This window comes from Pseudomonas persica (assembly GCF_900291015.1).
GTDB lineage: Bacteria > Pseudomonadota > Gammaproteobacteria > Pseudomonadales > Pseudomonadaceae > Aquipseudomonas.
Genome location: NZ_OLKL01000040.1, coordinates 1 through 24,250, shown reverse-complemented (window position 1 = coordinate 24,250; position 24,250 = coordinate 1). Strand labels below are relative to the sequence as shown.

Here is a 24,250-nt window from a genome sequence, read left to right as displayed (position 1 = left end):
CTTTTTTCATGGCGGGCATTTTCGATGAGTGCCAAAGGAGTGCTTGATGAGCAAAGTAATTGCCGAATCGCTGGTCTATCACCTGTCCGGCAAGACCTATGAAAGTCGCCTGGTCTACGAACCGGGTGCGCTGGGCCGCCCGGGCCTGGTGATGGCGCCGAACTGGATGGGCATCGGCGAAGGGGCCGAGCGCATCGCCAAGGAAGTGGCGGAGAAGGGTTATGTGGTGCTGATTGCCGACCTGTACGGGCAATCGGTGCGCCCGTCCAATGCCGACGAGGCCGGCGCGGCGATGATGCCGTTGAAGAATGACCGCGGCGAGCTGCGCAAGCGCATGCAGGAAGCCTTGGCGCAATTGTTGGGGCAGTCGAAGGCGCTGCTGGAGCCAGGCAAGGTCGGCACGTTTGGTTTCTGCTTTGGTGGCTGCTGTGCACTGGAGCTGGCCCGTACCGGCGCCGATCTGCGTGCGGCGGTGTCGTTCCATGGCACGCTGGACACGCCGAACCCGGAAGATGCCAAGCGTATCAAGGGCTCGGTGCTGGTGCTGCACGGCGCTTCCGATCCACTGGTGCCGAAGGAGCAGTTGCCGGCGTTCGAGGAGGAGATGAATGCGGCCAAGGTGGATTGGCAGTTGCTGAGCTATGGCGGCGCGGTGCACTCGTTTACCGACCCGAGTGCCAATGTCCCGGGCAAGATGCAGTATGACCGGCGCACCTCGGAGCGGGCGTTCCGTTCGATGCATAACCTGCTGGCTGAAGTATTTCAGCGCTGAGAATGTGCGGGGCTGCTTTGCAGCCCATTCGCGGGTAAACCCGCTCCCACAGGGACCGCGCCGCTCTCACGGGCAGCGACGTTACTGTGGGAGCGGGTTTACCCGCGAATGGGCCGCAAAGCGGACCCCGTTCAGCGAGGCAACTCGATCCTCGAGGTTTCCCCCGGCACCACCGGCCAATCCCCCGCAGCCCACTTGGCCCTGGCCTGTTCGATCAGCTCCACATCACTGGCGACAAAATTCCAGTTCATTCGCCGCGGCCCATCCAGCGGAGCACCGCCAATCAGCACCAACTGGCATTCTTCCTCCGCATACAGCGTCACCTCTTCACCTTCCGGCAACACCATCAGGCTGCAGGCCTCAACCTGTTCATCATTCATCATCAGCTCACCATCGAGCAGGTAAAGCGCTCGCTGCGCATGCTCATTCGGCACCAGCAACGTCGTCGCCGGCTGCATCCGCACATGCGCGTAAAGGGTAGGGGAGAGCACTGGCACCGGCGATTGCAGGCAGAACCCGCTACCGGCAATCATGCAGATGCGTACCCCCAGGTTGTCGCTGACCGGCAGGCTCGCCGCCGGGTGATGGCTGTAGCTTGCCGGGCCTTGTTCATGCTCGCGTGGTGACGCCAGCCATACCTGCAAGCCGTGCAGGCGTGAGCCAAGCGCCAGGGCATCTTCAGGCGTGCGCTCGACGTGGGCCACGCCGCTGCCTGCGGTCATCCAGCTGACGTCGCCCGGCAGCACCCGCTGCGCCGAGCCGAGGCTGTCCTTGTGCAGGATTGCCCCTTCGAACAGGTAGGTCAGGGTCGACAGGCCGATATGCGGGTGCTGGCGGATGTCCATGCCATGCCCTGGGGCATAATCGGTTTCGAGCATGTGGTCGAAAAACACGAACGGGCCGACGCTGCGGCACTGGGCCGATGGCAGCGGGCGCAGGATCGGTTGGCCCTCGACCGATTCGGCGCGTGGGTGGATGACCAGGGGGCTGCTCATGGGAAGGCTCCGGGCGAGGTGGCAATGCCCCAAGCATAGCGGTTTGCCCGCCCCGGCTGAACCGTCTCGTTGGCCGGCCGGTCTACAGGGTTGGTCCCCGCAAAAGGAAGCTGCTCCATGATCGCCAGAGTGCTGGCTTGCGTGCTGTTATCCACCTGGCTGTGCCAGGCGACGCAGGCGCGCGACTACCGCTACAGTGATGCCCACCTGCACTACGTCGACTTCTTCCAGGAAAGCGAAGGCATGCCGGCGCTGATCAAGGCCATGGATGCCGCTGGTATTGAGCAGTCGATGATATCCGGCGTGCCGGTGGCCAAGAAATGGCACGAAGACGAACCCAAGCGCCCGCGCTATTACGCTGGGGATGACGCCGAAGCCTACTGGTACAGCGCCACCGACACCTATGTGGCCGCAGCGTTGCAGCAATTGCCCGACGAGCAGCGCAAGCGCTTTCATCCGTTCCTGGCCGGCTTCAATCCAGTGGACAAGAACGCCGCCAGCCATATCGAGCGCATGCTCGATCTGTACCCGGGGCTGTGGCAGGGCATTGGCGAGGTGTTCACCCGCCACGATGACCTGACCGCACTGACCAGTGGTGACACGCCGCGTGCCAATAACGAAGCCATGACACGTATCTACCACCTGGCGGCCGAGCGCGACCTGCCGGTGCTGCTGCATTCCAACATCACCTCCAAGCGCGAGCGCAACCCGCTGTACCTGGCTGAGATCGAAGAGCCGCTGCGCAATCACCCGCACACGCGGTTCATCTGGGCGCACGCCGGCAGCAGCATGGAGATCCACCGGCACCAGACGCAGATGGGCTTTCTGCTGCCGGTGCTGACGCGGTTGCTGGAGGATTACCCGAACCTGTATGTCGATTTGTCGTGGAGTGTACTGGAGCCCTATCTGCTGGATGACCAGGGTGTACCGCGCAAGGAGTGGCTGGCGTTGGTCGAGAAGTACCCGGAGCGGTTCATGCTGGGGTCGGATATGGTCGGTCGGTTTGCCAGCCTTGGCGAGCAGATGCACGGGTTCAAGCCGTTTCTGGATGCTTTGCCGCAGGTGGTGGCAAACAAGGTGGCCAGGGAGAATTTTCTGGCTGTGTTGCCCAAGCAGTAGTCTTTCGCCTGTGCCGGCCTTTTCGCGGGTAAACCCGCTCCCACAGGGACCGTGCTGCTACTGAAGCCGGCGCTGTACCTGTGGGAGCGGGTTTACCCGCGAAAAGGCCGGCACAGGCAACACAAATGAAAACGCCCCGAAGCAGTCGGGGCGTTTTCGTTTACCGCAGCAGCGTGTTACTTGCCTTCCCAGCGCTTGAGCACCAGAGTGGCGTTGGTGCCGCCGAAGCCGAAGCTGTTGCTCATGACCGTGTCGATCTTGGCGTTTTCTTCGGTTTTGCGCAGGATCGGCAGGTCGGCGACCTCCGGGTCCAGCTCGTCGATGTTGGCGGAGCCGGCGATGAAGTTGTTTTCCATCATCAGCAGGCAGTAGATCGCCTCGTGTACGCCAGCAGCACCCAGCGAGTGGCCCGACAGGCTCTTGGTCGAGCTGATCTTCGGTGCCTTGTCGCCGAACACGGCGCGAACGCCCTTGATCTCGGCAACGTCACCGACCGGGGTCGAGGTGCCGTGGGTGTTCAGGTAGTCGATCGGGGTGTCGACGGTCGACAGCGCTTGCTGCATGCAGCGGATGGCACCTTCGCCGCTCGGCGCAACCATGTCGTAGCCGTCGGAAGTAGCGCCGTAGCCGACGATTTCGGCGTAGATCTTGGCGCCACGGGCCAGGGCGTGTTCCAGCTCCTCGACCACTACCATGCCGCCGCCACCAGCGATGACGAAGCCATCACGGTCGGCGTCGTAGGCACGCGAGGCCTGTTCCGGAGTTTCGTTGCGCTTGGTCGACAGGGCGCCCATGGCATCGAACAGGAACGACTGGCTCCAGTGCTCTTCTTCACCGCCACCGGCGAAGACGATGTCCTGCTTACCCCACTGGATCTGCTCCAGGGCGGTGCCGATGCAGTGTGCCGAAGTGGCGCACGCCGACGAGATCGAGTAGTTGATGCCCTTGATCTTGAACGGGGTGGCCAGGCACGCCGAAACGGTGCTGCCCATGGTGCGGGTAACGCGGTACGGGCCGACGCGCTTGACGCCTTTCTCGCGCAGGGTGTCCAGCGCTTCCATCTGGTTCAGGGTCGAGGCGCCGCCGGAGCCGGCCACCAGGCCGGTGCGCGGGTTGGAAACCTGCTCTTCGGTCAGGCCGGCGTCCTTGATCGCGTCCTGCATCGCCAGGTAGGCATAGGCAGCAGCGTGGCCGACGAAACGGTAGACCTTGCGGTCGATCAGTTCTTCGAGGTTGAGGTCGATGGACCCGGAAACCTGGCTACGCAGCCCCATTTCCTTGTATTCCGGGTTGTAACGGATACCCGGACGGCTGTTGCGCAGGTTTTCGGTGACGGTAGCTTTGTCATTGCCCAGGCACGATACGATGCCCAGACCAGTGATAACGACGCGGCGCATGCGAATAACCCTTAGAAATTGTCAGTGGAGGTGAACACGCCGACCCGCAGGCCTTCGGCAGTGTAGATCTCGCGGCCGTCAACGCTGACCGAGCCATCGGCGATGGCCATGTTCAGCTTGCCCTTCAGGACGCGCTTGATGTGAATGTTGTAAGTGACCTTCTTGGCTTCGGGCAGTACCTGGCCGAAGAATTTCACCTCGCCCGAACCCAGGGCGCGACCGCGGCCTGGCAGGCCCTGCCAGCCGAGGAAGAAGCCTACCAGCTGCCACATGGCGTCGAGGCCCAGGCAGCCCGGCATTACCGGGTCGCCTTCGAAGTGACAGGCGAAGAACCACAGGTCCGGGTTGATATCCAGCTCGGCGACCAATTCACCTTTGCCGTACTTGCCGCCTTCTTCGCTGATATGGGTGATGCGATCGACCATCAGCATGTTCGGCGCGGGCAGTTGCGCATTACCTGGGCCGAACAGCTCACCGCGACTGCAGCGCAGCAGGTCTTCCCGAGTAAAGGCGTGTTGTTTGGTCATGCGAGCTCCTCAATAACCCCCTGCGGCAGGGGATGAATCTTCCCGGCCGGCCCGATACGCATCGCGTCCGGGGCGGCAGCCTACAGGTAGACTATTGCGTTGTGGTGAAAGTCACAGTGCGCCTGCTGAAAGAAGTACAGGTGTGCACTGAAACGTCTATTTTCAGGTCCGATGAAGGTCCTGTCCAGTGTTTAAGACTGCCGCACTTTAGCATTTATCGCCAGTCGCGGTTGTCTGACCGGGTAACCAGCGCTGCAGTACGCGCTGCAATTCGGTGCGGCGCAAGGGTTTGCTCAGGTAGTCGTCCATGCCGGCTGCCATGCAACGCTCGCGGTCGCCCTGCAAGGCATTGGCGGTCAGGGCGATAATCGGTAGCCCGGCGCCGTTGGGCAGTTGGCGGATACGCCGGGTGGCTTCATAGCCGTCCAGGTGCGGCAGGCGGCAGTCCATCAGCACGGCGGCAAAACGCTGGCGGCTGACCCGTTCGACCGCCTCCAGGCCGTCCTCGGCGGTGCACACCGCCAGTCCCAGGCTACGCAGCATGGCTTCGATGACACTTTGGTTGACCGGATTGTCCTCTACCAGCAGCACCTGGTCATTGTCGGCCATCGTCGGCGCTGCAGCGCTTGGCCGCGTCAGCGAGACCGGGGCAGGTTTGGCCAGGGCCAATGGCATCTCCAGGGTAAAGGTCGAGCCCAGGCCTTCACGGCTTTCGCCGCGCAGCTTGCCGCCCATGCGCTCGGCCAGGGTGCGGGCGATCGACAACCCCAGCCCGGTGCCGCCATAACGGCGGGAAATCGAGCTGTCGGCCTGCTGGAAGGCGACGAACATCATTTCCAGGCGATCATTGTCGATACCGATACCGGTGTCGCGCACGCTGCAGGTCAGCCAGATCAGTTGCCGGTCCAGCACCTGCCAACGCGCCTCGACCTGTACCTGGCCGCGTTCGGTGAATTTCAGCGCATTGCCGACCAGGTTCAGCAGGATCTGGCGGATGCGCGTAGGGTCGCCGTTCACCTGCAACTGCTCGATACCGGCCGGCAGTTGCAGGTGCAGGGCAAGACCGCGCTGCTGGGCGCTGTGCTGGAACGACTGGACGCTGCTGGTGATCAGCTCGCCGAGGTTGAAGTCGATGTGTTCCAGCTGCAGCGCGGCGCGCTCGATGCGCGAGAAGTCGAGAATGTCGTTGATGACCTTGAGCAGGTGCCCGGTGGACTCGCTGGCCACCGCGGTATACTCGGCCTGTTCGTTGCTCAGCGGCGTGGTTTCCAGCAATTGCAGCATGCCCAGCACGCCATTCATCGGCGTGCGCAGCTCGTGGCTCATCATCGCCAGGAAGTCCGATTTGGCGCGGTTGGCCTGTTCGGCCTCTTCGCGGGCCTTGATCAGCTCGGCAATCGCCTGCTTCTGTTCATCGCTGGCCTGCTCCAGGGCTTGGGCCAGGTTATTGATGTGGCGCGCCAGGTGGCCCAGCTCGCTGTCATCGACCACCGGCAACAGGGTGTTGTACTCGCCCTGCTGGATAGCCTTGACCGCATGGCCCATGTCGCTGATCGGCTTGGCCAGGCTCAGGGCCAGGCGGCGCGCCAGCAAGAAGGTGAACAGCAGGGCGAACAGCGCGAGGATGCCGGCCTTGATCACGATTTCCTGCTGGCGCTGGCTGAAGGCGTCATCGGACATGCCGACGATCACCCGGCCCAGGTAGTCGTCGCCGATGGCCGGGGTGGTGGCCTTGCCCTGTTGCAGGAAGTCGCTGTCCAGGCGGATTTGCTGCAGACGGATGGGTGCCTGGAACACTTCGACGCGCTGCGCGCGGTTGGCGCTTTCGTCGGACTGCTCGACGTAGACCAGGATGTGGTTGCGGCTGTCCTGCACCTCGAGGAAGCGCACGTGGGGGATGCTGAGCGTGGCGCGCATCAGGCCCTCGAGTACTTCGTTGTTGCCCGAGATCACCCCGTATTCCGAGGCTGGCGCCAACTGGTTGGCGATCAGTTGCCCGGTGTGGTTCAGTTCCTGGCGCAGGTCCTGGATGCGTACGAAGGTGAAGAAGCTGATCAGCAGCAAGGTCAGCAGCAGGGCAGGGCCGAGGCTGATGATCTGGGTGCGGGTGTGGATGTCCCAGCTCAGGCGCTTGCTCATGGGGTGGGTTCTCCTTCGGCCAGGGCCTTGGCGGCGGCGCTCGGATCGATCGGTTCAAGGCCCAGGGCGCGCGCCACCTGCTGGTTGCCGCTGATGCCGAAGCGTGCCGGGTACAGGCTGCGCGGCCAGCGTGCCGGTGGCTGGTCGAGCAACTGGTCGAGCACCGCCAGCCAGTCGTCCTGGTCGCTGAAGGTGGTGGCCAGGGCGCCGGCGCGGACGAACCCGGCGTTCGGGCCGATCAGCGCCATCTGTCGGCCATAGCTGCTCAACAGCAGGTTCTTCGCAGTCTTGGAGTTGTACAGGTCGGTGTCGTCCAGGCCCAGCAGCACGTCACTGTTGGCCAGCAAATGTTGCAGGGGGCGGCTGTCGCGCGGGTCGGGCCAGTCCTGGGCAATGATCTCCAGGCCCAGCGGGCGGGCGGCATGGCGCAGCTCTTCGAGCAAAAAGCTGCTGTGCTCACCGTACAGCACACCAATGCGCTGGGCCTGTGGCAGCAGGTAGCGCGCCAGGCGCAGCTGCCGGCCCAGCGGCGGGTCGCTCCACAGCAGGGTGAGGAACGCGGGACGCGACTTTCCCAGGCGCTGTTCAGCCTGTACCCGGCTGACCCGCATGGCCAGGGCCGACGGGCCGGCGGCTTCCCCAAGGCGCCATTCCAGTGCGGCGTTGTCCAGCAGGATCAGGCGCAGGTCTGTCCTGAGTTTGCCCGGGCGTGGCAGGTCGGCGGTGGTCTGAAAATGCACATGATCGTGCGGCCGGCGGCTTTCCAGCGCGGCGACGAAACTGCGGATGCCGGGCTGGTCGTCCGCGCCTACCAACAGGATTTCGCTGGCGGACAGCGGCCCCAACGGCCACAGGCACAGCAGCAACAGGCGCAGCAGCAGGGCCATCAGAACTCCAGCTCCGCACTGACGCTCAGGCGGTGGCGGCTGTCGTAGCGGTTCTGGATTGCCGTGGTCGGCTCATCGTCCAGGCGTTGTTGCCACAGCGCCGCCAGTTCCAGGTTGCTGCCCTGTACCCGGAAACGCTTGGCCAGGCGCAGGTCCAGGCGCTCGTAGCGGTACTGGTTGAGTGCGTCGTCGCCGTAATAGAACAGCGCGCTCGACCAACCGTCGCCCCATTCGCGCATCCACCCGGCCGAGCCGCTGTTGCGGGCGCTGAGGCGGCGGTCGTTGGGGTTGCTGGCCCAGGCATCGACATAGGCGTAGGTCAGGCGCAGACGGTCGCGCAGGGTCGGGCGCCAGTCCAGTTGCGCCTCGCTGCCGCTGAAACGGGCCTTGTTGGCGTTGCTGGCGATGTACTGGTTGTTCTTCAGGGGCTCGCTGATCATTCCGGTGATCTCGTCATAGAACAGCTTCACATCCATGTTCAGGTCGATGTCGCTGAAGTAGCCGTTGTAGCCCAGCTCGCGCGAGCGCATGCGCTCCTGGTCGAGGTCGCCGGGGCCGCGGGTCTTGACGAAGTACTCGCCGTTTTGCAGGCCGAATGCATTGGGGGTTGGGCTCAGGTTCTTGACCGTGTAGCTCCAGTTGACGTTGTTCTCGAACATGTCCGGCGAGCGCACCGCCTCGGAGTACACCGCACGCAGGCCATGGCGCGGGGTGATCAGGTAGTTGACCGCCGCGCGCGGGGTCAGCGAACTGCCGGACAGGCGCGAGTCCTCGAACATGGCGCCACCCTGCAGGATCCAGTGCTCGTCGGCGCGCCACTCCAGTTGGCCGAACAGGCGCCAGGTCTGGTCGTCGATGCTGCCGTTGAAGTAGGTCTGCGAGTCGGCACGATCATAACGGTAGTTCATGCCGCTGAGCAGGCGCAGGCTGTCGGTCAGGCTCAGGGTGTCCTGGATCTCCAGGTCGTAGCGGGTTTCGCGGGTGCTCTGGTCGACGTCGCCGCAGACTGGGTCGCTTCCGCTCTGATCCCACTGATTTTTTACCTGTATTGCGAGCTCTTTTAGTAAAGGATCGTCGGTGAAGGGGGGAGGGGCTCCCACTGGAACGCCGCGCGCCACTTTCTCGGCAAAATCAGGATTGATTTGCCAGAGGCGTGTCAACTCGGGACTAAACGATAGAAGTGCATCGCAGGCGCGCCACACCTGTTGGCGGTCAAAATGCTGGGCCGACCCCTGGATATAGAGGCTGTGTTCGGAGCTGAAGTCCTTGGTCCAGCGCATTGACCCTGCATAGTCCTTGGCATTGACGTCTGCATCGTTGCCCGCTTGGTAGTCACCGAACACTGGCTTGTAAGTATACGGCCGCTGGTTGCTACCTTCCTTCGCCGCCAGTTGCCATTCCAGTGTCTGGTCATGCGCCAGGTTGTGGCTGGCGTTGAGGGTAAAGCGGGTCAGCCGGCGGCTGTCGCGGTAGTCCTGGCCGAACTGGTTTTCGTCGAAGCCGTCGTCCTGCTGCCCGGACAGCGACAGGCGCATGTCGCCGCCATCCCAGCCGAAGCCGTGGCTGGCGTAGAAGTCGTTGATGCCATCCTGGCCGCGGGTCATCTTCAGCCGCGTGCCATGGCTGTCGGCGGGGTTGCGGGTCAGGATGTTGACCACCGCCATCAGCGCGTTGGCGCCGTAGCTGACCGTGTTGGGGCCGCGGAACACCTCGATGCGTTCGATGTCCTCCATGGCCAGGGGGATGTCGCTCCAGTCCACCGTGGCCAGGCCGGCGCGGTACACCGAACGGCCATCGATCAGCACCTGCATGCGCCGGGCGTCGTTGACGTTGCTGCCGTGGTAGTTGACCGTGGGCTGGTTACCGGCGTTGTAACCCACCATCATGCCCGGCACCAGGCGTAGCAGCTCGGGGATGTCACGGGCACCGCTGGCGCGGATCAGCTCGCTGTCGAGCACGGTCATGCTGCCCGGGACTGCGGCGGGGGATTGTTTCAGGCGCGTGGCGGTCAGAACCTGCGGCAGGTCCGTGTTGTCGATGAACAGATCATCGGCCATGGCCGAGCCACCGAGCAGGGCGGTCAGTATGAGCAGGCGCGGGTACGGGGGCGTGCCAGGGAACACAAAGCTGCCTTGTTTCAGGATTGAAACAGGCATGGTAACTGACCTTGGCGTATTTGCCAGTGATCTGCACTACCCGTGACGGCCCTTTCGCGGGTGAACCCGCTCCCACAGGCACCGCACCGCTGCTGAAGGCTGCGTTGTACCTGTGGGAGCGGGTTTACCCGCGAAGAGGCCGGTACTGACACTGGTTCTGTCGCAGGCGAGCCGTATAATGGCTGGGTCGCCACTTAACTTTTGGCTTTAACGGATTGGATATGACTGAACAGCAACCTGTTGCAGTTCTAGGAGGCGGCAGCTTCGGCACCGCCGTGGCGAACCTGCTGGCGGAAAACGGTGTGCCGGTGCGCCAATGGATGCGCGACCCGGAACAGGCCGAGGCCATGCGCGTCAATCGCGAGAATCCGCGCTACCTCAAGGGCATCCGCCTGCACGACGGCGTCGAGCCGGTCAGCGACCTGCTGGCCACCCTGCAGGCCAGCGAACTGATTTTCGTCGCCCTGCCATCGGGCGCCTTGCGCAGCGTGCTGGCGCCGCATGCCGAGCTGCTGCGCGGCAAGGGCCTGGTCAGCCTGACCAAGGGCATCGAAGCGCAAAGCTTCAAGCTGATGAGCCAGATCCTCGAGGAAATCGCCCCCGAGGCGCGCATCGGCGTGCTGTCGGGCCCCAACCTGGCCCGTGAAATCGCCGAACATGCGTTGACCGCCACGGTGGTCGCCAGCGAGGACGAAAAACTGTGCCAGCAGGTGCAGGCCGTGCTGCATGGGCGTACCTTCCGCGTCTACGCCAGTGCCGACCGCTTTGGCGTCGAGCTGGGCGGGGCGCTGAAGAACGTCTATGCGATCATCGCCGGCATGGCAGTGGCCCTGGGCATGGGCGAGAACACCAAGAGCATGCTGATTACCCGCGCCCTGGCCGAGATGACCCGCTTTGCCGTCAGCCAGGGCGCCAACCCCATGACCTTCCTCGGCCTGGCCGGGGTCGGTGACCTGATCGTTACCTGCTCCTCGCCCAAGAGCCGCAATTACCAGGTCGGCTACGCGCTCGGCCAGGGCCAGAGCCTGGAGGAGGCGGTCAACCGCCTGGGCGAAGTGGCCGAAGGCGTCAACACCCTCAAGGTGCTCAAGGCCAAGGCGCAGGAAGTGCAGGTTTACATGCCGCTGGTGGCGGGCCTGCATGCCATCCTGTTCGAAGGCCGCACGCTGAACCAGGTGATCGAGCACCTGATGCGTGCCGAACCGAAGACCGATGTCGATTTCATTTCCATCAGCGGTTTCAACTGAGCCGTGAGCGGCTCTGACAACAGCAAGGAGCAACACATGAACGATACGCCCGAGCGCGCCCAGCGCGAGTCGATCATCCTGCGGGTCCTGTGGATGCTGGTGTTCCTGGTGGTCTGGCAACTGGCCGAGCTGCTGCTTGGTGGCCTGGTACTGGTGCAACTGATCTACCGCCTGGTGTACGGCGCCCCCAGCGCCAGCCTGATGAACTTCGGCGACAGCCTCAGCCAGTACCTGGCGCAGATCGGCCGCTTTGGCAGCTTCCACAGCGACCAGAAACCGTGGCCGTTCGCCGATTGGCCGACACCGCGTGCCCCGGATGGCGAGGTGCCGCACGCCGTGGCCCCGGCGCCGCACCCGGTGCGTGATGAGGAACCCAAGCTGTGAAACTGTGGGTGCTGCGCCACGGCGAAGCGGAGCCGCGGGCCAACAGCGATGCCGAGCGCCGGCTGACCGCCCATGGCCGCGAGCAGGTGCTGCACAGCGCCGCCCGCCTGCTGGGGCAGCCATTGCAGGCGATTATCGCCAGCCCGTACGTGCGAGCCCAGCAAACGGCCGCCCTGGTGCATGACACTCTGGGCTTCGCCGAGCCGGTACGCACCGTGCCCTGGCTGAAGCCCGACAGTGATGTGCAGCAGGTCATCGGTGAAATCGAGCGGCTGGGCCTGGAGCATGTGCTGCTGGTCAGCCACCAGCCGCTGGTGGGTACCTTGGTCGGGGCGCTGGAACATGGTCACCAGCAGCAACCTGCGGGCATGAGCACTGCAAGTCTGGCGGAGCTGGAAGGCGACTGGCCGTTGGCTGGACTGATGACCCTTCGGGCGATCAGCTCGCCGGCTTGACACCACGGGGCCGCTGCGCGGCCCATTGCTGGCAAGCCACATACAGGTACAGCCCACGCCTTGAGCTGTGGGAGCGGCTTTAGCCGCGAACACCGGCGCAGCCGGTGCCATGTACCGCGTTGGATTCTTCGCGGCTAAAGCCGCTCCCACAGGGTTCGCTGATTGCTTGCGAACTCAGTTATCTACGCGACAGCGCAGCCCAAAGGGCTGGGCGATCTCCCGCAAGCCTGACCTGATAGCCCTCGCCGATGACCTTTCCGGACGTTGCCGAATTGCCCCGTGATATCGACAATGGGCCATCATTCCCCGTCCGGATCCGGCGCCATGACGCAGCAGATCTTCTTCGCCCATGCCAACGGTTTCCCCTCGGCCACCTACGGCAAGCTGTTCGCGGCCCTGGCGCCGGACTACCAGGTGCAGCACCTGGCCCAGCACGGCCACGACCCGCGCTTTCCGGTGGACGACAACTGGCAGAGCCTGGTCGATGAACTGTTGCACCACCTGGCCCGGCAGGACCAGCCGGTATGGGGTGTCGGCCATTCGCTGGGCGGGGTGTTGCACCTGCACGCCGCCTTGCGCTGCCCCGAGTACTACCGCGGCGTGGTCATGCTCGATTCGCCGGTGCTTACACGCGCCGACCATTGGCTGCTGCGCACCGCCAAGCGCTTCGGTTTCATCGACCGCATCACCCCGGCCGGCCGCACCCTGGGGCGCCGCGAAACCTTCAATGATCGCGACAGCGCCCGGGACTATTTCGCCAGCAAGTCGCTGTTCCGCCATTTCGACCCCGAATGCCTCGAAGCCTATGTCGAACACGGCTTGCAGGCGATGGAACAGGGCCTGCAGTTGCGCTTCGACCCGGCCACGGAAATCAGCATCTACCGCAGTATCCCGCATACCAGCCCCGCGCCCGTCCACCAGTTACAGGTGCCATTGGCGATGGTGCGGGGTGACCGCAGCAATGTCATTCGCCGCCACCACACTCTGGCCGTACGCGGCATGCCCAGGGGCGAATACCACAGCGTGCCGGGAGGGCACATGTTCCCGCTGGAGCGGCCAACCGACACCGCCAGCCTGATCAAGGGCCTGTTCGACCGCTGGAGCCAGGCATGAGCGCGCAGGTCGAGGAGATCCGCCTGAGCCTGGGGCATATCGAGCTGGCCGCGCACCTGTTCGGCCCCGAGGACGGGCTGCCGGTGATCGCCCTGCATGGCTGGCTGGACAACGCCAACAGCTTCGCCCGTCTGGCGCCGCAGCTCAAAGGCCTGCGCATCGTCGCGCTGGACCTGGCCGGGCATGGTTACTCGGAGCACCGGCCGCTCGGTGCCGGCTATGCCCTGGCCGACTACGCCCATGACGTGTTGCGGGTGGCCGAACAGCTGGGTTGGCAACGTTTCGCCCTGCTGGGCCATTCGCTGGGGGCAATCATTTCGGTGCAACTGGCTGGCGCGTTACCGGAGCGGGTCAGCCATCTGGCCCTGATCGACGGCGTCATCCCGCCGACTGGCGCCGAGCAGGATGCCGGTGAGCGGCTGGGCATGGCACTGCAGGCCCAGTTGCGCCTGGATGGCAAGCGCAAGTCGGTGTACACGACACTGGAGCAGGGCGTGCAGGCGCGCATGAAAGGCATGGTCGCGGTCAGCCGCGAGGCAGCCGAGCTGCTGGCCCAGCGAGGCCTGATGCCGGTGCCCGGTGGCTACAGCTGGCGCAGCGACAGCCGCCTGACCCTGCCTTCGCCAGTGCGCCTGAGCGAGGCCCAGGCCATGGCCTATGTGCGCCGGGTGAGTTGCCCGGCGCGTCTGGTGGTGGCCGCCGACGGCATGCTGGCGCGCCACACCGGGTTGCTGGAGCAGCTACCCTTTGAGCAGATGACGTTGCCCGGTGGCCATCATCTGCACCTGAACGATGAGCAGGGCGCGGCTCTTGTCGCAGACTGTTTCAATCGCTTTTTTGGCTTTGCTTGACTTGCACCGGACAAGTGTCGAGGCTTGGCGGGTTGAACAGGGAGACAACCATGCAACTGCCAGACATCCTGGAGCTTCACCTCGGCGCTGAGCGCCGTCTGGCTCGCCAATGAGCGCGCCTGTTGCCATCCGTAATGCCTTCGCTGCCTGCCTGGTGTTCGCCAGCCCCGTGTTGTGGGCTGGCAGCCTGCCGGTACCGGTGGACGCCAAGGTGGTCGACCAGCGCCCGGCCGTGGAGCAGGAGCGTGTCTACCCCATGGGCCCGCTGCGCAAGATCAGCGGCCGCCTGCGGCTCGAGGACAAGGTCGAAAGCCGCGGCCAGGTCAGCTCGGTCACCTATGAACTGCCGGTCGAGCGTACCGCCCGCGAAGCCTTCACCAGCGCTCGCGAAGCACTGCAGCGCGATGGCGGCTACCCGCTGTTCTGGTGCCAGGGCCGCGATTGCGGCGAGGCCAGCCTGTGGGCCAATGATGTGTTCGGCAATGCCCGCCTCAACGGCGGCGACGAGCAGCAGGCGTTCATCCTGCTGCGCCGCTCGGCGGAGCAGGCCGACACCCTGGTCGCGCTGTACAGCGTCACCCGCGGCAACCGCCGCGCCTACCTGCACGTGGAGGAGTTCGTCGCCGGCAGCCCGCTGGGCGAACTGCTGCCGACCGCCGCCACGGTGCTGCGCGAAATGCGCGACACCGGCAAGCTCGACTACCCTGACCTGGCCGCGCCGCAAGATACCTGGGCCAACCTGCTGGCCCGCAGCCTGAACCTCGACAGCACCCTGCGTGCCAGCCTCAGTGGCGCCCAGGCCGAAGCCTGGCGCGAGGCGCTGGTCAAGGCGGGGGTGCGCAATGGCCGCCTCGAAGTCGGTAGCACGCCTACCGACGGCCTGCATCTTGAACTGATCCGTTGAACGGGCACCACCATGGTTAACAATGACCGCTTGCTGGTCCAGATTCTGCTGCTGGCGCTGCTGGGGGCCGGCCTGTGGGTAATGGCGCCTTTCATTTCAGCGCTATTGTGGGGGGCCATCCTGGCCTTTGCCAGCTGGCCCTTGATGCGTTTGCTGACGCGTGTGCTGGGCGGGCGTGAAACCCTGGCGGCGAGCCTGCTGACTAGCGCGTGGATCCTGATCGTGGCGCTGCCGCTGGTGTGGCTGGGGTTCAACCTGGCCGATCACATTCGCGATGCGACGGCATTCGTGCGTGACGTGCAGGTGGACGGCCTGCCCGATGCTCCGGCCTGGCTGGGTGGCATCCCGTTGGTTGGCGAGCGCCTGGTCAGCTGGTGGCAATCGCTGGACCAGCAGGGCGCGGCCTTGCTGGCCTCGGTCAAGCCGCACCTGGGGCAGGTGGGTAACTGGTTGCTGGCGCGTAGCGCGCAGATTGGCAGCGGCGTGCTGGAGCTGACCCTGAGCCTGGTGTTCGTGTTCTTCTTCTACCGCGACGGCCCGCGTTTGTCGGCGTTTGTCCTGCGCTTGCTGCAACGCTTGATGGGCGAGCGCGCCGAGTACTACCTGGAATTGGTGGCCGGTACGGTGCAGCGGGTGGTCAACGGGGTGATCGGTACGGCCGCCGCGCAGGGCGTGCTGGCGGTGATCGGCTTCCTGATTGCCGGTGTGCCCGGGGCCATCGTGCTGGGCCTGGTCACCTTCATGCTCAGCCTGATTCCCATGGGCCCGCCACTGGCCTGGATCCCGGCCACCGGCTGGCTGGTATGGAAGGGCGAGTACGGCATGGCGGTGTTCCTGGGGGTTTGGGGCACCTTCATCATCAGTGGCGTGGACAACGTGCTCAAACCGTACCTGATCAGCCGTGGCGGCAACCTGCCGTTGGTTATCGTACTTCTGGGCGTGTTCGGCGGTTTGCTGGCCTTTGGCTTTATTGGCCTGTTCATCGGGCCGACCTTGCTGGCTGTCGGCTACAGCCTGCTGCTGGACTGGAGCCGCAACGCGGCGCAGCAGCCGCCCCAGCCGTAGCCTGTACTGGCCTCTTCGCGGGTAAAGCACAGGCCTTGAGCCTTGTGGAGTACCTGTAGGAGCGGGTTTACCCGCGAAGAGGCCGGCTCAGGCAACCTCAACCCCCGATTTTTACGCCTTCTTTATCCCCACCCCCAGCCCCCGATCTCGCCCCTTTACGCCCCACCCTCGGACAATTTCCCCAAAGCGGCCCAAGCCGCACTACGGGGAGAACCACACATGAACATGCTCGACGGGCTGTCACTGCTACTGGCAGTGGCATTGGCGTTTTATCTGCTGGTGGCGCTGCTGCGCGCCGATCGCAGCTAGGGAGCGGCCATGCACAGTTACGACTTCGCCTTGCTCTTGGCATTTTTCGCCATCGTGCTGCTACCGGCACCCTGGCTCGGGCGGTTCTACTTCAAGGTCATGGAAGGCCAGCGCACCTGGCTGTCGCCGGTGCTGGGCCCGGTCGAGCAGGCCTGTTACCGGCTGGCGGGCGTGCGTGCCAGCCAGGAACAGAGCTGGCAGCAGTACACGCTGGCCTTGCTCGCCTTCAACCTGGCCGGGTTCCTGCTGTTGTTCACCGTGCTGCTGTTGCAGGGCTACCTGCCGTTCAATCCGCAGCATCTGCCCGGCCAGGAATGGTCGCTGGCGTTCAACACCGCGGTCAGCTTCGTCACCAACACCAACTGGCAGGCCTACAGCGGTGAGGCGTCGGTCAGCTACCTGAGCCAGATGCTCGGCCTGACCGTGCAGAACTTCGTCAGCGCCGCCACCGGCCTGGCCGTGTTGGTCGCCCTGTGCCGTGGCATCGCCCGGCGCAGCGCGACGACACTGGGTAACTTCTGGGTCGACATGACCCGCGCCGCGCTCTACGGCCTGCTGCCGCTGTGCCTGCTGCTGGCATTGTTGCTGGTGTGGCAGGGCGTACCGCAAACCCTGGCCGACTACGCCCACGCGGTCACCCTGCAAGGCACCGAGCAGACCATCCCGCTGGGCCCGGCCGCCAGCCAGATCGCCATCAAGCAACTGGGGACCAACGGTGGTGGCTTCTTCGGCGTCAACTCGGCGCACCCGTTCGAGAACCCCACGGCCTGGAGCAACCTGTTCGAGGTGGCATCGATCATTCTCATTCCAGTGGCGTTGGTGTTCACCTTCGGCCACTACGTGAAGGACCTGCGCCAGAGCCGCGCCATCCTCGCCTGCATGCTTGCCCTGTTCCTGATCGGCGGCAGCACGGCACTATGGTCCGAGCATCAGCCCAACCCGGCCCTCGAGAGCGCGCAGGTACAGCAAAGCGCCCCGATGGAGGGCAAGGAAAGCCGCTTCGGTACCACCGGTTCGGTGCTGTGGACGGTGACTACCACCTCCGCCTCCAACGGTTCGGTCAATGCCATGCACGACAGCCTCAACCCGCTGACCGGGATGGTGGCGATGGTCAACATGATGGTCGGTGAGGTGATTTTCGGCGGCGTTGGCGCAGGGCTGTACGGCATGCTGCTGTTTGTGTTGATCGCGGTGTTCCTGGCCGGGCTGATGATTGGCCGCACCCCGGAATACCTGGGCAAGAAGCTGCAGGCACGCGAGGTGCAGTTGCTGGTGGCGACCCTGCTGGTGATGCCGGTCGGCGTGCTGGTGCTCGGTGCCATCGCCGCCAGCCTGCCCGGCCCGGCGGGTGCGGTCAGCAACCCCGGTGCGCATGGTTTCAGCCAGTTGCTGTACGCCTACACCTCGGGGTCTGCCAACAACGGCTCGGCCTTTGCCGGTTTCGGTGCCAACACGGTGTACCACAACCTGATGATCGGCCTGGCCATGATCCTCGGCCGCTTCGGCTACATCCTGCCCGTGCTGGCGCTGGCCGGTAGCCTGGCGACGAAGAAAAGTGCGCCCCAGGGGCTGAACAGTTTCCCCACCCATGGCCCGCTGTTCACTGGCCTGCTGTTGGTCACCATCCTGCTGGTCGGTGGCCTGACTTTCCTGCCGACCCTGGCCCTTGGGCCAATCGCCGAACACCTGAGCCTGGGTTTTTGAGGACCGACCATGAACATGCCCATTCCTGAAACACCAGCCCGGCACAGTGCCAAGGACCAGACCCGTTTCGCCGCGCTATGGCGCCCGGCACTGGTGCAGGCATTCGTCAAACTTGACCCGCGCCAGCTCAAGCGCTCGCCGGTGATGCTGGTAGTCGCCCTGACTGCTGTGCTGACCACAGTCCTGTGCTTTGCCCCCGGCAGCGGCGTGAGTACCGGCGTCGCCGTGCAGATCGCCCTGTGGCTGTGGTTCACCGTGCTGTTCGCCAATTTCGCCGAGGCCCTGGCCGAAGGCCGTGGCAAGGCCCGCGCCGACAGCCTCAAGGCCGGCAGCCAGGGCCTGACCGCCCAGCGTCGCAAGCGCGATGGCAGCTACGAGGCCGTTGCGGCCAGTGCGCTGCGCAAGGACGACGTGGTGCGTGTGGTGGCTGGCGAAATGATCCCCGGTGACGGCGAGGTACTCGAAGGTATCGCTGCGGTCAACGAGGCCGCCATTACCGGCGAGTCCGCCCCGGTGATTCGCGAATCCGGTGGCGACCGCTCGGCGGTGACCGGCAATACCCGGTTGGTCTCCGACTGGCTGTTGATCCGCATCACCAGCAACCCGGGTGAGTCGACTCTCGATCGCATGATTGCCCTGGTCGAAGGTGCCAAGCGGCAGAAGACCCCGAACGAGATCGCCCTCGACATCCTGCTGATCGGCCTCACCCTGATCTTCCTGATCGTCGTGGTGACCTTGCAGCCGTTCGCTCACTTCGTGGGCGGCAGCCTGCCACTGATCTTCCTCGCTGCATTGCTGGTGACGCTGATTCCCACCACCATCGGTGGCCTGCTGTCGGCCATCGGCATCGCCGGCATGGACCGGCTGGTGCGGCTGAACGTCATCGCCCGCTCGGGCCGCGCGGTGGAGGCGGCCGGTGACGTGCATACGCTGATGCTTGACAAGACCGGCACCATCACCTTCGGTAACCGCCGCTGCAGCGCGCTGCATGCCGCACCGGGCATCACCGCCCGCGAGCTGGGGGAGGGCGCGTTGCTGGCTTCGCTGGCTGACGACACCGCCGAGGGCAAGTCGATTGTCGAGTACCTGCGCCAGCTGCATGACTTCGTCGAGCCGCCCGCCGGGCAGTTCGAGGCTGTAGCTTTCAGCGCCGAGACACGCCTGTCGGGCATCGATTTCCAGCAGCACCGCTACCGCAAGGGCGCCGTCGATGCCGTGCTGGCGTTCGTCGGCATGCAACGCCTGGAAATGCCAGTGGCGCTGGCCCGTGAAGTGGAGCGTATCGCCCAGAGCGGTGGCACGCCGTTGCTGGTGTGCATCGACAAGCGCCTGCTCGGTGTGATTCACCTCAAGGACGTGGTCAAGCCCGGCATCCGCGAGCGCTTTGCCGAGCTGCGCAAGCTGGGCATTCGCACGGTGATGGTGACCGGTGACAACCCGCTGACCGCCGCTGCCATCGCCGCCGAGGCCGGCGTGGATGACGTACTGGCCGAGGCCACGCCAGAGAAGAAGCTGGCGCGCATCCGCCAGGAGCAGAACGACGGCCGCCTGGTGGCGATGTGCGGCGACGGCGCCAACGATGCCCCGGCACTGGCCCAGGCTGACGTCGGCATGGCCATGAATGATGGCACCCAGGCCGCGCGCGAGGCGGCCAACATGGTCGACCTGGACAGCGACCCGACCAAGCTGCTGGACGTGGTGCAGGTTGGCAAGGAGTTGCTGGTGACCCGCGGCGCGCTGACCACCTTCTCCATCGCCAACGACGTGGCTAAGTACTTTGCCATCCTGCCGGCGCTGTTCGCCGCCATCTACCCGCAGCTGGGCGTGCTCAACCTGATGCACCTGGCCAGCCCGCAGAGCGCGATCCTGTCGGCCATCGTGTTCAACGCGCTGATCATCATCGTGCTGATCCCCCTGGCGCTGCGTGGCGTGCGGGTGCAGGCGGCCAGCGCGGCGCACTTGCTGCGGCGCAACCTGCTGATCTACGGGCTGGGCGGCATTGTCGTGCCGTTTGCCGGGATCAAACTGATCGATCTGCTGCTCAATACCCTGCACCTGGTCTGAGGAGGCCACCATGAATGCTTATGTACGCCCGGCGTTGAGCCTGGCCCTGTTGATGACCCTGGTGACTGGCGCGCTGTATCCGCTGGCTGTGACCGGGATTGCCCAGGTCGCGTTCCCCAGCCAGGCCAATGGCAGCCTGGTGCGCGATGACCAGGGCCAGGTGCGCGGTTCGGCGCTGATCGCCCAGGATTTTCAGGGCGATGGCTGGTTCCATTCGCGGCCCTCGGCAGGCACCTACGCCACTGTGGCCAGCAGTGCCAGCAACCTGTCGCCGAGCAACCCGGCGCTGGCCGAGCGGGTCAAGGGCGATGCGGCTGCGTTGTACCAGGCGCAGCAGGGGCCGGTGCCCCAGGCGCTACTGACCACCTCTGGCAGTGGCCTCGACCCGCACCTGCCGCCGGAGGCGGTGGCTTACCAGATCCCGCGGGTGGCGGCGGCGCGGCAGTTGCCGGTGGAGCGCTTGCAAGGCTTGCTGGAAGAGGCCACCCTCCACCCATTGATCGGCCCGCCGGTGGTCAATGTGCTGGCGTTGAACCAGGCCTTGGAAAACCTCAGCCATTGATGGATGACTTGAAGGGCTAGCAGGGCCCCATGTGGGAGCGGTTTTACCCGCGAATGCGTCGGTGGCACCACGATCGAATTCGCGGGTGAACCCGCTCCCACAGGTACGGTGTCTGGCCCTGAATTGGCTGATTGCTGGAAATAGCAAAGGATGAAAGATGAGTGACTCCACCCGCGCAGACGCGCTGTTGGCCACCCTTCCACGAACCGGCCGGGGTCGGCTGAAGGTGTTCCTCGGCGCCGCTCCCGGTGTCGGCAAGACCTTCGCCATGCTCCAGGCCGCCCACGCCCAGCAACGCCAGGGCGTGCAGGTGCTGGTCGGGGTGGTCGAAACCCACGGTCGCGCCGAAACCGAGGTATTGCTCGGTGGCCTTCACCAGCAGCCATTGCTGCGCAGCCAGTACCGCGGCGTCACCCTCGAGGAAATGGATCTCGACGGCTTGCTCAAGGCCGCGCCGGCTTTGGTGCTGGTCGACGAACTGGCCCACACCAATGCTCCTGGCAGCCGCCACGCCAAACGCTGGCAAGACGTACAGGAACTGCTGGCCGCCGACATCGATGTGTACACCACGGTCAACGTCCAGCACCTGGAAAGCCTCAACGACAAGGTCCGCGATATCACCGGCGTGCAAGTGCGCGAAACCCTGCCGGACTGGGTGTTGCAGGAAGCCTTCGAGCTGGTGCTGATCGACCTGCCACCCCGCGAACTGCTCGAACGCCTGCGCGAAGGCAAGGTGTACGTGCCCGAGCAGGCGCGGGCTGCTATCGATGCGTTCTTTTCGCAAACCAACCTCACCGCCCTGCGCGAGCTGGCCATGCAGACTGCCGCCGCCCAAGTGGATGCCGACCTGGCCCACGGCTATCGCCAACGCGGGCAGGAGGCCCCGACCTTGCGCGGGCGCTTGCTGGTGGGCGTGGATGGCGACGACCAGGCCGAACGCCTGGTGCGCCATGCCAGTCGCGTCGCCCAGCGTCGCCACCTGCCCTGGAGCCTGGTGCACGTGGACAATGGTCGCCTGCGCGACGAAGCTGCGCGCCAGCGCTTGCAAGCGGCCCAGCAACTGGCTGAGCGCCTGGGCGGCGAGGTGGTACTGCTGCACGCTGGTGAAGTGGCGCGCACGCTTATCCAGCATGCCGCCGAGCGGCGGGCTAGCCTGGTGCTGGTCGGGCAGTCCCGCGACCGCCTGCGCCGGCGCCTGTTCGGTGCCGGTGTGGCCGCGCGCTTGCTGCACGAAAGCCACGGCCTGGAAATCAACGTGCTGGACCGCGACGAGCAGGCGCCGGCGCCGCGTCTGGCGGGGCGGCGGATGTGGGGCTGGCGCCACTACCTGCTGGCGCTGCTGGCCACTGTCATGGCGGCTGGCCTGGCCTGGGCGGTATCGAGTGTGTTGGCGTTGCCCAACATCTCGCTGGTATTCCTGGCTGCGGTGTTGCTGGTGGCGGTGCGCAGCAGCCTGGGGCCGGCACTGGCCTGCGCGGCGTTGTCGTTCCTGACCTACGATTTCCTGTTCATCCCACCCAACTTCTCATTCAGGATCCAGCGCGAAGAAGACGTGCTGACCCTGGTGTTCTTCCTGTTGATGGCCGCGCTCACCGGCAACCTGGCCGCTCGCCAGCGCCGCCAGTTGCAGGCGCTGCGCGAGACCCAGGCGCAGACCAGCCAGTTGCTCGACCTGTCGCGCCGGCTGACCGTGGCCACCGACCGCCAGGCGGTGTTCAACGCCGCCGGCCAGCATCTGGACGGCTGGCAGGACATGCAGGTGTGCCTGCTGGAACGCAATGTCGAAGGCCAGTTGCAGGTGGTCAGCGGCGAAGCCCATGCCTTTAGCGATAACGAACGCGCTGCCGCCGAATGGGCCTGGCAGCACGGCCAGGCCGCTGGTCATGGCAGCGACACCCTGCCCAATGGCCGCTGGTGGTGGTGGCCGCTGGCGGTAGATGAACAGCCCCTGGCATTGCTCGGTGTGCGCCCACGCTCTGGCCAGCCGCTCAGCGATCCGCGCCGGCGCCTGCTCACTGCCCTTGGTCAGCCACTGGCCCAGGCCCTGGCCCGCGCCCGCCTGGCCGAACAGTTGGAGGCCGCGCGCCTGCATGGCGAAACCGAGCAGTTGCGCAGCGCCTTGCTCGCGTCCGTGTCCCATGACTTGCGTACCCCGCTGACCGCCATGCGCGGCAGCATCGACAGCCTGCTGGCGCTGGGCGAGGCGATCCCCGCTGCAGACCGTCGCGAACTGCTGGAGGGCACCCGCAATGAGGCCGAACGCCTCGACCGCTACATCCAGAACCTGCTCGACATGACCCGCCTGGGCCACGGCGGCCTCAAGCTGGCCCGCGACTGGGTGGCCCCGGCCGACATCGTCGGCAGTGCGCTCAACCGCCTGCGCGTGGTGCTGGCACCGCTGCGCGTGCACACCGATGTGCCGGCCGAGTTGCCGCTGCTGTTCGTGCATGCGGCGCTGATCGAGCAGGCGCTGGTCAACGTGCTGGAAAATGCTGCGCGCTTCTCGCCAGTCAATGGCCGGCTGGAGCTGCAGGTGTCCGTGCAGGATGCCCAGTTGCGTTTTGCCATCAGCGACCAGGGCCCCGGCATTCCCGTGGCCGACCGCGAGAAAATCTTCGACATGTTCTACACCGCCGCCCGCGGCGACCGCGGCGGGCAGGGCACCGGCCTGGGCCTGGCGATCTGCCAGGGCATGATCGGTGCCCATGGCGGGCAGATCCTGGTGGGCGAAGGCATCGATGGCCAGGGCACCAGCATCACTTTATGCTTGCCACTGCCCCCTCAACCTGAAGCTGAAAGCGAAACCCCATGAGTCAGTCCGCTACCCTCCTGGTCATCGACGATGAACCGCAGATCCGCAAGTTCCTGCGTATCAGCCTGGCCTCGCAAGGCTACAAGGTGCTCGAGGCTGCCACCGGCGCGGAAGGGCTGGCCCAGGCAGCTTTGGGCAAGCCGGACCTGGTGGTGCTCGATCTGGGCCTGCCGGACATGGACGGTCAGCAGGTGCTGCGTGACTTGCGCGAATGGAGCGCAGTGCCGGTGATGGTGTTGTCGGTGCGCGCCAGTGAAGTGCAGAAGGTCGATGCGCTGGATGGCGGCGCCAATGACTATGTAACCAAGCCGTTTGGTATCCAGGAATTTTTGGCGCGGGTGCGCGCCTTGCTGCGCCAGGTGCCGCAGGCTGGTGGCTCGGAAGTGGCGGCCAGCTTTGGGCCGCTGCTGGTGGACTTTGCCTTTCGCCGGGTGACCCTGGACGACGTGGAAGTGGCGCTGACGCGCAAGGAATATGCGCTGCTGGCGCAACTGGCCGGGCACCCGGGGCGGGTGATTACCCAGCAGCAGTTGCTCAAGGATATCTGGGGGCCTACCCATGTGGAGGACACCCATTACCTGCGGATTGTGGTCGGGCATTTGCGGCAGAAGCTGGGGGATGACCCCATGGCACCGCGCTTCATCATCACCGAGCCGGGGGTGGGGTACAGGCTGGTTGCGCCTGCCGCATAGTCCGGGTTCACGCCGACCCTGTGGGAGATTCTATGGTTTTCAGCAAGCCAGTTTCCCGCCTTTGGTGACATATTCGTCCTGATTTTTCATCAGGGC

General features: G+C 65.1%; 21 protein-coding genes. 15 read left to right on the top strand and 6 right to left on the bottom strand.

Annotated features, from left to right (window positions below):
• The first annotated feature begins 46 nt into the window (after positions 1-46).
• A complete protein-coding gene (locus FQ664_RS19430) occupies positions 47-772 on the top strand; it encodes a dienelactone hydrolase family protein (RefSeq protein WP_144174198.1) in 726 nt (241 codons plus the stop codon).
• Positions 773-903: 131 nt separating this feature from the next.
• Here FQ664_RS19430 and FQ664_RS19425 read toward each other — a convergent pair whose 3' ends face one another.
• A complete protein-coding gene (locus tag FQ664_RS19425) occupies positions 904-1,767 on the bottom strand; it encodes a pirin family protein (RefSeq protein WP_144174196.1) in 864 nt (287 codons plus the stop codon).
• A 117-nt stretch (positions 1,768-1,884) separates the two neighbouring features.
• Between FQ664_RS19425 and FQ664_RS19420 the strand changes: the two genes are divergently transcribed.
• A complete protein-coding gene (locus FQ664_RS19420; protein ID WP_144174195.1) occupies positions 1,885-2,886 on the top strand; it encodes an amidohydrolase family protein in 1,002 nt (333 codons plus the stop codon).
• Between the two features lie 176 nt (positions 2,887-3,062).
• Here FQ664_RS19420 and fabB read toward each other — a convergent pair whose 3' ends face one another.
• The 5 genes from fabB to FQ664_RS19395 form a co-directional block, all read right to left on the bottom strand.
• Entirely contained in the window at positions 3,063-4,283 is a 1,221-nt protein-coding gene (fabB, locus tag FQ664_RS19415) for a beta-ketoacyl-ACP synthase I (RefSeq protein ID WP_013973429.1), read from the bottom strand.
• A gap of 11 nt (positions 4,284-4,294) precedes the next feature.
• Positions 4,295-4,810, bottom strand: coding sequence for a 3-hydroxyacyl-[acyl-carrier-protein] dehydratase FabA (gene fabA, locus FQ664_RS19410; protein ID WP_003251509.1), 516 nt, complete (start codon positions 4,808-4,810; stop codon positions 4,295-4,297).
• Between the two features lie 207 nt (positions 4,811-5,017).
• Positions 5,018-6,949 (bottom strand): ATP-binding protein, encoded by a 1,932-nt coding sequence (locus FQ664_RS19405; protein ID WP_144174193.1) that lies wholly within the window; start codon positions 6,947-6,949, stop codon positions 5,018-5,020.
• Positions 6,946-7,836, bottom strand: coding sequence for an ABC transporter substrate-binding protein (locus FQ664_RS19400; RefSeq protein WP_144174191.1), 891 nt, complete (start codon positions 7,834-7,836; stop codon positions 6,946-6,948). The genes FQ664_RS19405 and FQ664_RS19400 overlap by 4 nt, the downstream gene beginning before the upstream one ends.
• Positions 7,836-9,992: a TonB-dependent receptor plug domain-containing protein gene (locus tag FQ664_RS19395; protein ID WP_178091020.1), complete on the bottom strand. Its 2,157-nt coding sequence runs from the start codon at positions 9,990-9,992 to the stop codon at positions 7,836-7,838. Before FQ664_RS19395 ends, FQ664_RS19400 begins: the two co-directional genes overlap by 1 nt.
• Positions 9,993-10,213: 221 nt before the next feature.
• On the opposite strand from FQ664_RS19395, the gene FQ664_RS19390 reads away from it, so the two are divergent.
• The 13 genes from FQ664_RS19390 (at position 10,214) to FQ664_RS19325 (ending at position 24,154) form a co-directional block, all read left to right on the top strand.
• Positions 10,214-11,239, top strand: a complete 1,026-nt coding sequence (locus FQ664_RS19390; protein ID WP_144174189.1) for an NAD(P)H-dependent glycerol-3-phosphate dehydrogenase — start codon at positions 10,214-10,216, stop codon at positions 11,237-11,239.
• 36 nt (positions 11,240-11,275) lie between these two features.
• Positions 11,276-11,623: a DUF4389 domain-containing protein gene (locus FQ664_RS19385; protein WP_144174187.1), complete on the top strand. Its 348-nt coding sequence runs from the start codon at positions 11,276-11,278 to the stop codon at positions 11,621-11,623.
• Entirely contained in the window at positions 11,620-12,078 is a 459-nt protein-coding gene (sixA, locus tag FQ664_RS19380) for a phosphohistidine phosphatase SixA (RefSeq protein ID WP_144174185.1), read from the top strand. Before FQ664_RS19385 ends, sixA begins: the two co-directional genes overlap by 4 nt.
• A gap of 324 nt (positions 12,079-12,402) precedes the next feature.
• Positions 12,403-13,191 carry an alpha/beta fold hydrolase gene (locus tag FQ664_RS19370; RefSeq protein WP_144174183.1) on the top strand — a complete coding sequence of 263 codons (789 nt, stop codon included), beginning with the start codon at positions 12,403-12,405 and terminating at the stop codon, positions 13,189-13,191.
• Complete coding sequence (locus FQ664_RS19365) at positions 13,188-14,042, top strand: alpha/beta hydrolase (protein ID WP_144174181.1); 855 nt, start codon at positions 13,188-13,190, stop codon at positions 14,040-14,042. The genes FQ664_RS19370 and FQ664_RS19365 overlap by 4 nt, the downstream gene beginning before the upstream one ends.
• A 109-nt stretch (positions 14,043-14,151) precedes the next feature.
• Positions 14,152-14,946, top strand: coding sequence for a DUF4892 domain-containing protein (locus FQ664_RS19360; RefSeq protein WP_144174179.1), 795 nt, complete (start codon positions 14,152-14,154; stop codon positions 14,944-14,946).
• A gap of 12 nt (positions 14,947-14,958) precedes the next feature.
• Positions 14,959-16,011 carry an AI-2E family transporter gene (locus FQ664_RS19355; RefSeq protein ID WP_144174178.1) on the top strand — a complete coding sequence of 351 codons (1,053 nt, stop codon included), beginning with the start codon at positions 14,959-14,961 and terminating at the stop codon, positions 16,009-16,011.
• A 219-nt stretch (positions 16,012-16,230) separates the two neighbouring features.
• Complete coding sequence (gene kdpF, locus FQ664_RS19350; RefSeq protein WP_003251485.1) at positions 16,231-16,320, top strand: K(+)-transporting ATPase subunit F; 90 nt, start codon at positions 16,231-16,233, stop codon at positions 16,318-16,320.
• A 9-nt stretch (positions 16,321-16,329) separates the two neighbouring features.
• The gene (gene kdpA / locus FQ664_RS19345) at positions 16,330-18,024 is read left to right on the top strand and encodes a potassium-transporting ATPase subunit KdpA (protein WP_144174177.1); all 1,695 of its coding nucleotides are present in this window, start codon (positions 16,330-16,332) and stop codon (positions 18,022-18,024) included.
• A 9-nt stretch (positions 18,025-18,033) separates the two neighbouring features.
• A complete protein-coding gene (gene kdpB / locus FQ664_RS19340) occupies positions 18,034-20,088 on the top strand; it encodes a potassium-transporting ATPase subunit KdpB (RefSeq protein ID WP_144174175.1) in 2,055 nt (684 codons plus the stop codon).
• A gap of 10 nt (positions 20,089-20,098) precedes the next feature.
• Positions 20,099-20,650, top strand: a complete 552-nt coding sequence (gene kdpC, locus FQ664_RS19335; RefSeq protein WP_144174173.1) for a potassium-transporting ATPase subunit KdpC — start codon at positions 20,099-20,101, stop codon at positions 20,648-20,650.
• Between the two features lie 157 nt (positions 20,651-20,807).
• Positions 20,808-23,462, top strand: a complete 2,655-nt coding sequence (locus FQ664_RS19330; RefSeq protein ID WP_144174172.1) for a sensor histidine kinase — start codon at positions 20,808-20,810, stop codon at positions 23,460-23,462.
• Positions 23,459-24,154, top strand: coding sequence for a response regulator (locus FQ664_RS19325; protein ID WP_144174170.1), 696 nt, complete (start codon positions 23,459-23,461; stop codon positions 24,152-24,154). The genes FQ664_RS19330 and FQ664_RS19325 overlap by 4 nt, the downstream gene beginning before the upstream one ends.
• Positions 24,155-24,250: the final 96 nt, after the last annotated feature.

Coding starts and splice junctions, on each gene's coding strand:
- kdpF (WP_003251485.1), top strand. CDS start 16,231: ATGAACATGCTCGACGGGCTGTCACTGCTACTGGCAGTGGCATTGGCG.
- FQ664_RS19395 (WP_178091020.1), bottom strand. CDS start 9,992: ATGCCTGTTTCAATCCTGAAACAAGGCAGCTTTGTGTTCCCTGGCACG.
- FQ664_RS19360 (WP_144174179.1), top strand. CDS start 14,152: ATGAGCGCGCCTGTTGCCATCCGTAATGCCTTCGCTGCCTGCCTGGTG.
- FQ664_RS19365 (WP_144174181.1), top strand. CDS start 13,188: ATGAGCGCGCAGGTCGAGGAGATCCGCCTGAGCCTGGGGCATATCGAG.
- FQ664_RS19430 (WP_144174198.1), top strand. CDS start 47: ATGAGCAAAGTAATTGCCGAATCGCTGGTCTATCACCTGTCCGGCAAG.
- fabA (WP_003251509.1), bottom strand. CDS start 4,810: ATGACCAAACAACACGCCTTTACTCGGGAAGACCTGCTGCGCTGCAGT.
- kdpA (WP_144174177.1), top strand. CDS start 16,330: ATGCACAGTTACGACTTCGCCTTGCTCTTGGCATTTTTCGCCATCGTG.
- fabB (WP_013973429.1), bottom strand. CDS start 4,283: ATGCGCCGCGTCGTTATCACTGGTCTGGGCATCGTATCGTGCCTGGGC.
- FQ664_RS19420 (WP_144174195.1), top strand. CDS start 1,885: ATGATCGCCAGAGTGCTGGCTTGCGTGCTGTTATCCACCTGGCTGTGC.
- FQ664_RS19355 (WP_144174178.1), top strand. CDS start 14,959: ATGGTTAACAATGACCGCTTGCTGGTCCAGATTCTGCTGCTGGCGCTG.
- FQ664_RS19425 (WP_144174196.1), bottom strand. CDS start 1,767: ATGAGCAGCCCCCTGGTCATCCACCCACGCGCCGAATCGGTCGAGGGC.
- kdpC (WP_144174173.1), top strand. CDS start 20,099: ATGAATGCTTATGTACGCCCGGCGTTGAGCCTGGCCCTGTTGATGACC.
- FQ664_RS19370 (WP_144174183.1), top strand. CDS start 12,403: ATGACGCAGCAGATCTTCTTCGCCCATGCCAACGGTTTCCCCTCGGCC.
- kdpB (WP_144174175.1), top strand. CDS start 18,034: ATGAACATGCCCATTCCTGAAACACCAGCCCGGCACAGTGCCAAGGAC.
- FQ664_RS19400 (WP_144174191.1), bottom strand. CDS start 7,836: ATGGCCCTGCTGCTGCGCCTGTTGCTGCTGTGCCTGTGGCCGTTGGGG.
- FQ664_RS19385 (WP_144174187.1), top strand. CDS start 11,276: ATGAACGATACGCCCGAGCGCGCCCAGCGCGAGTCGATCATCCTGCGG.
- FQ664_RS19405 (WP_144174193.1), bottom strand. CDS start 6,949: ATGAGCAAGCGCCTGAGCTGGGACATCCACACCCGCACCCAGATCATC.
- FQ664_RS19325 (WP_144174170.1), top strand. CDS start 23,459: ATGAGTCAGTCCGCTACCCTCCTGGTCATCGACGATGAACCGCAGATC.
- FQ664_RS19390 (WP_144174189.1), top strand. CDS start 10,214: ATGACTGAACAGCAACCTGTTGCAGTTCTAGGAGGCGGCAGCTTCGGC.
- FQ664_RS19330 (WP_144174172.1), top strand. CDS start 20,808: ATGAGTGACTCCACCCGCGCAGACGCGCTGTTGGCCACCCTTCCACGA.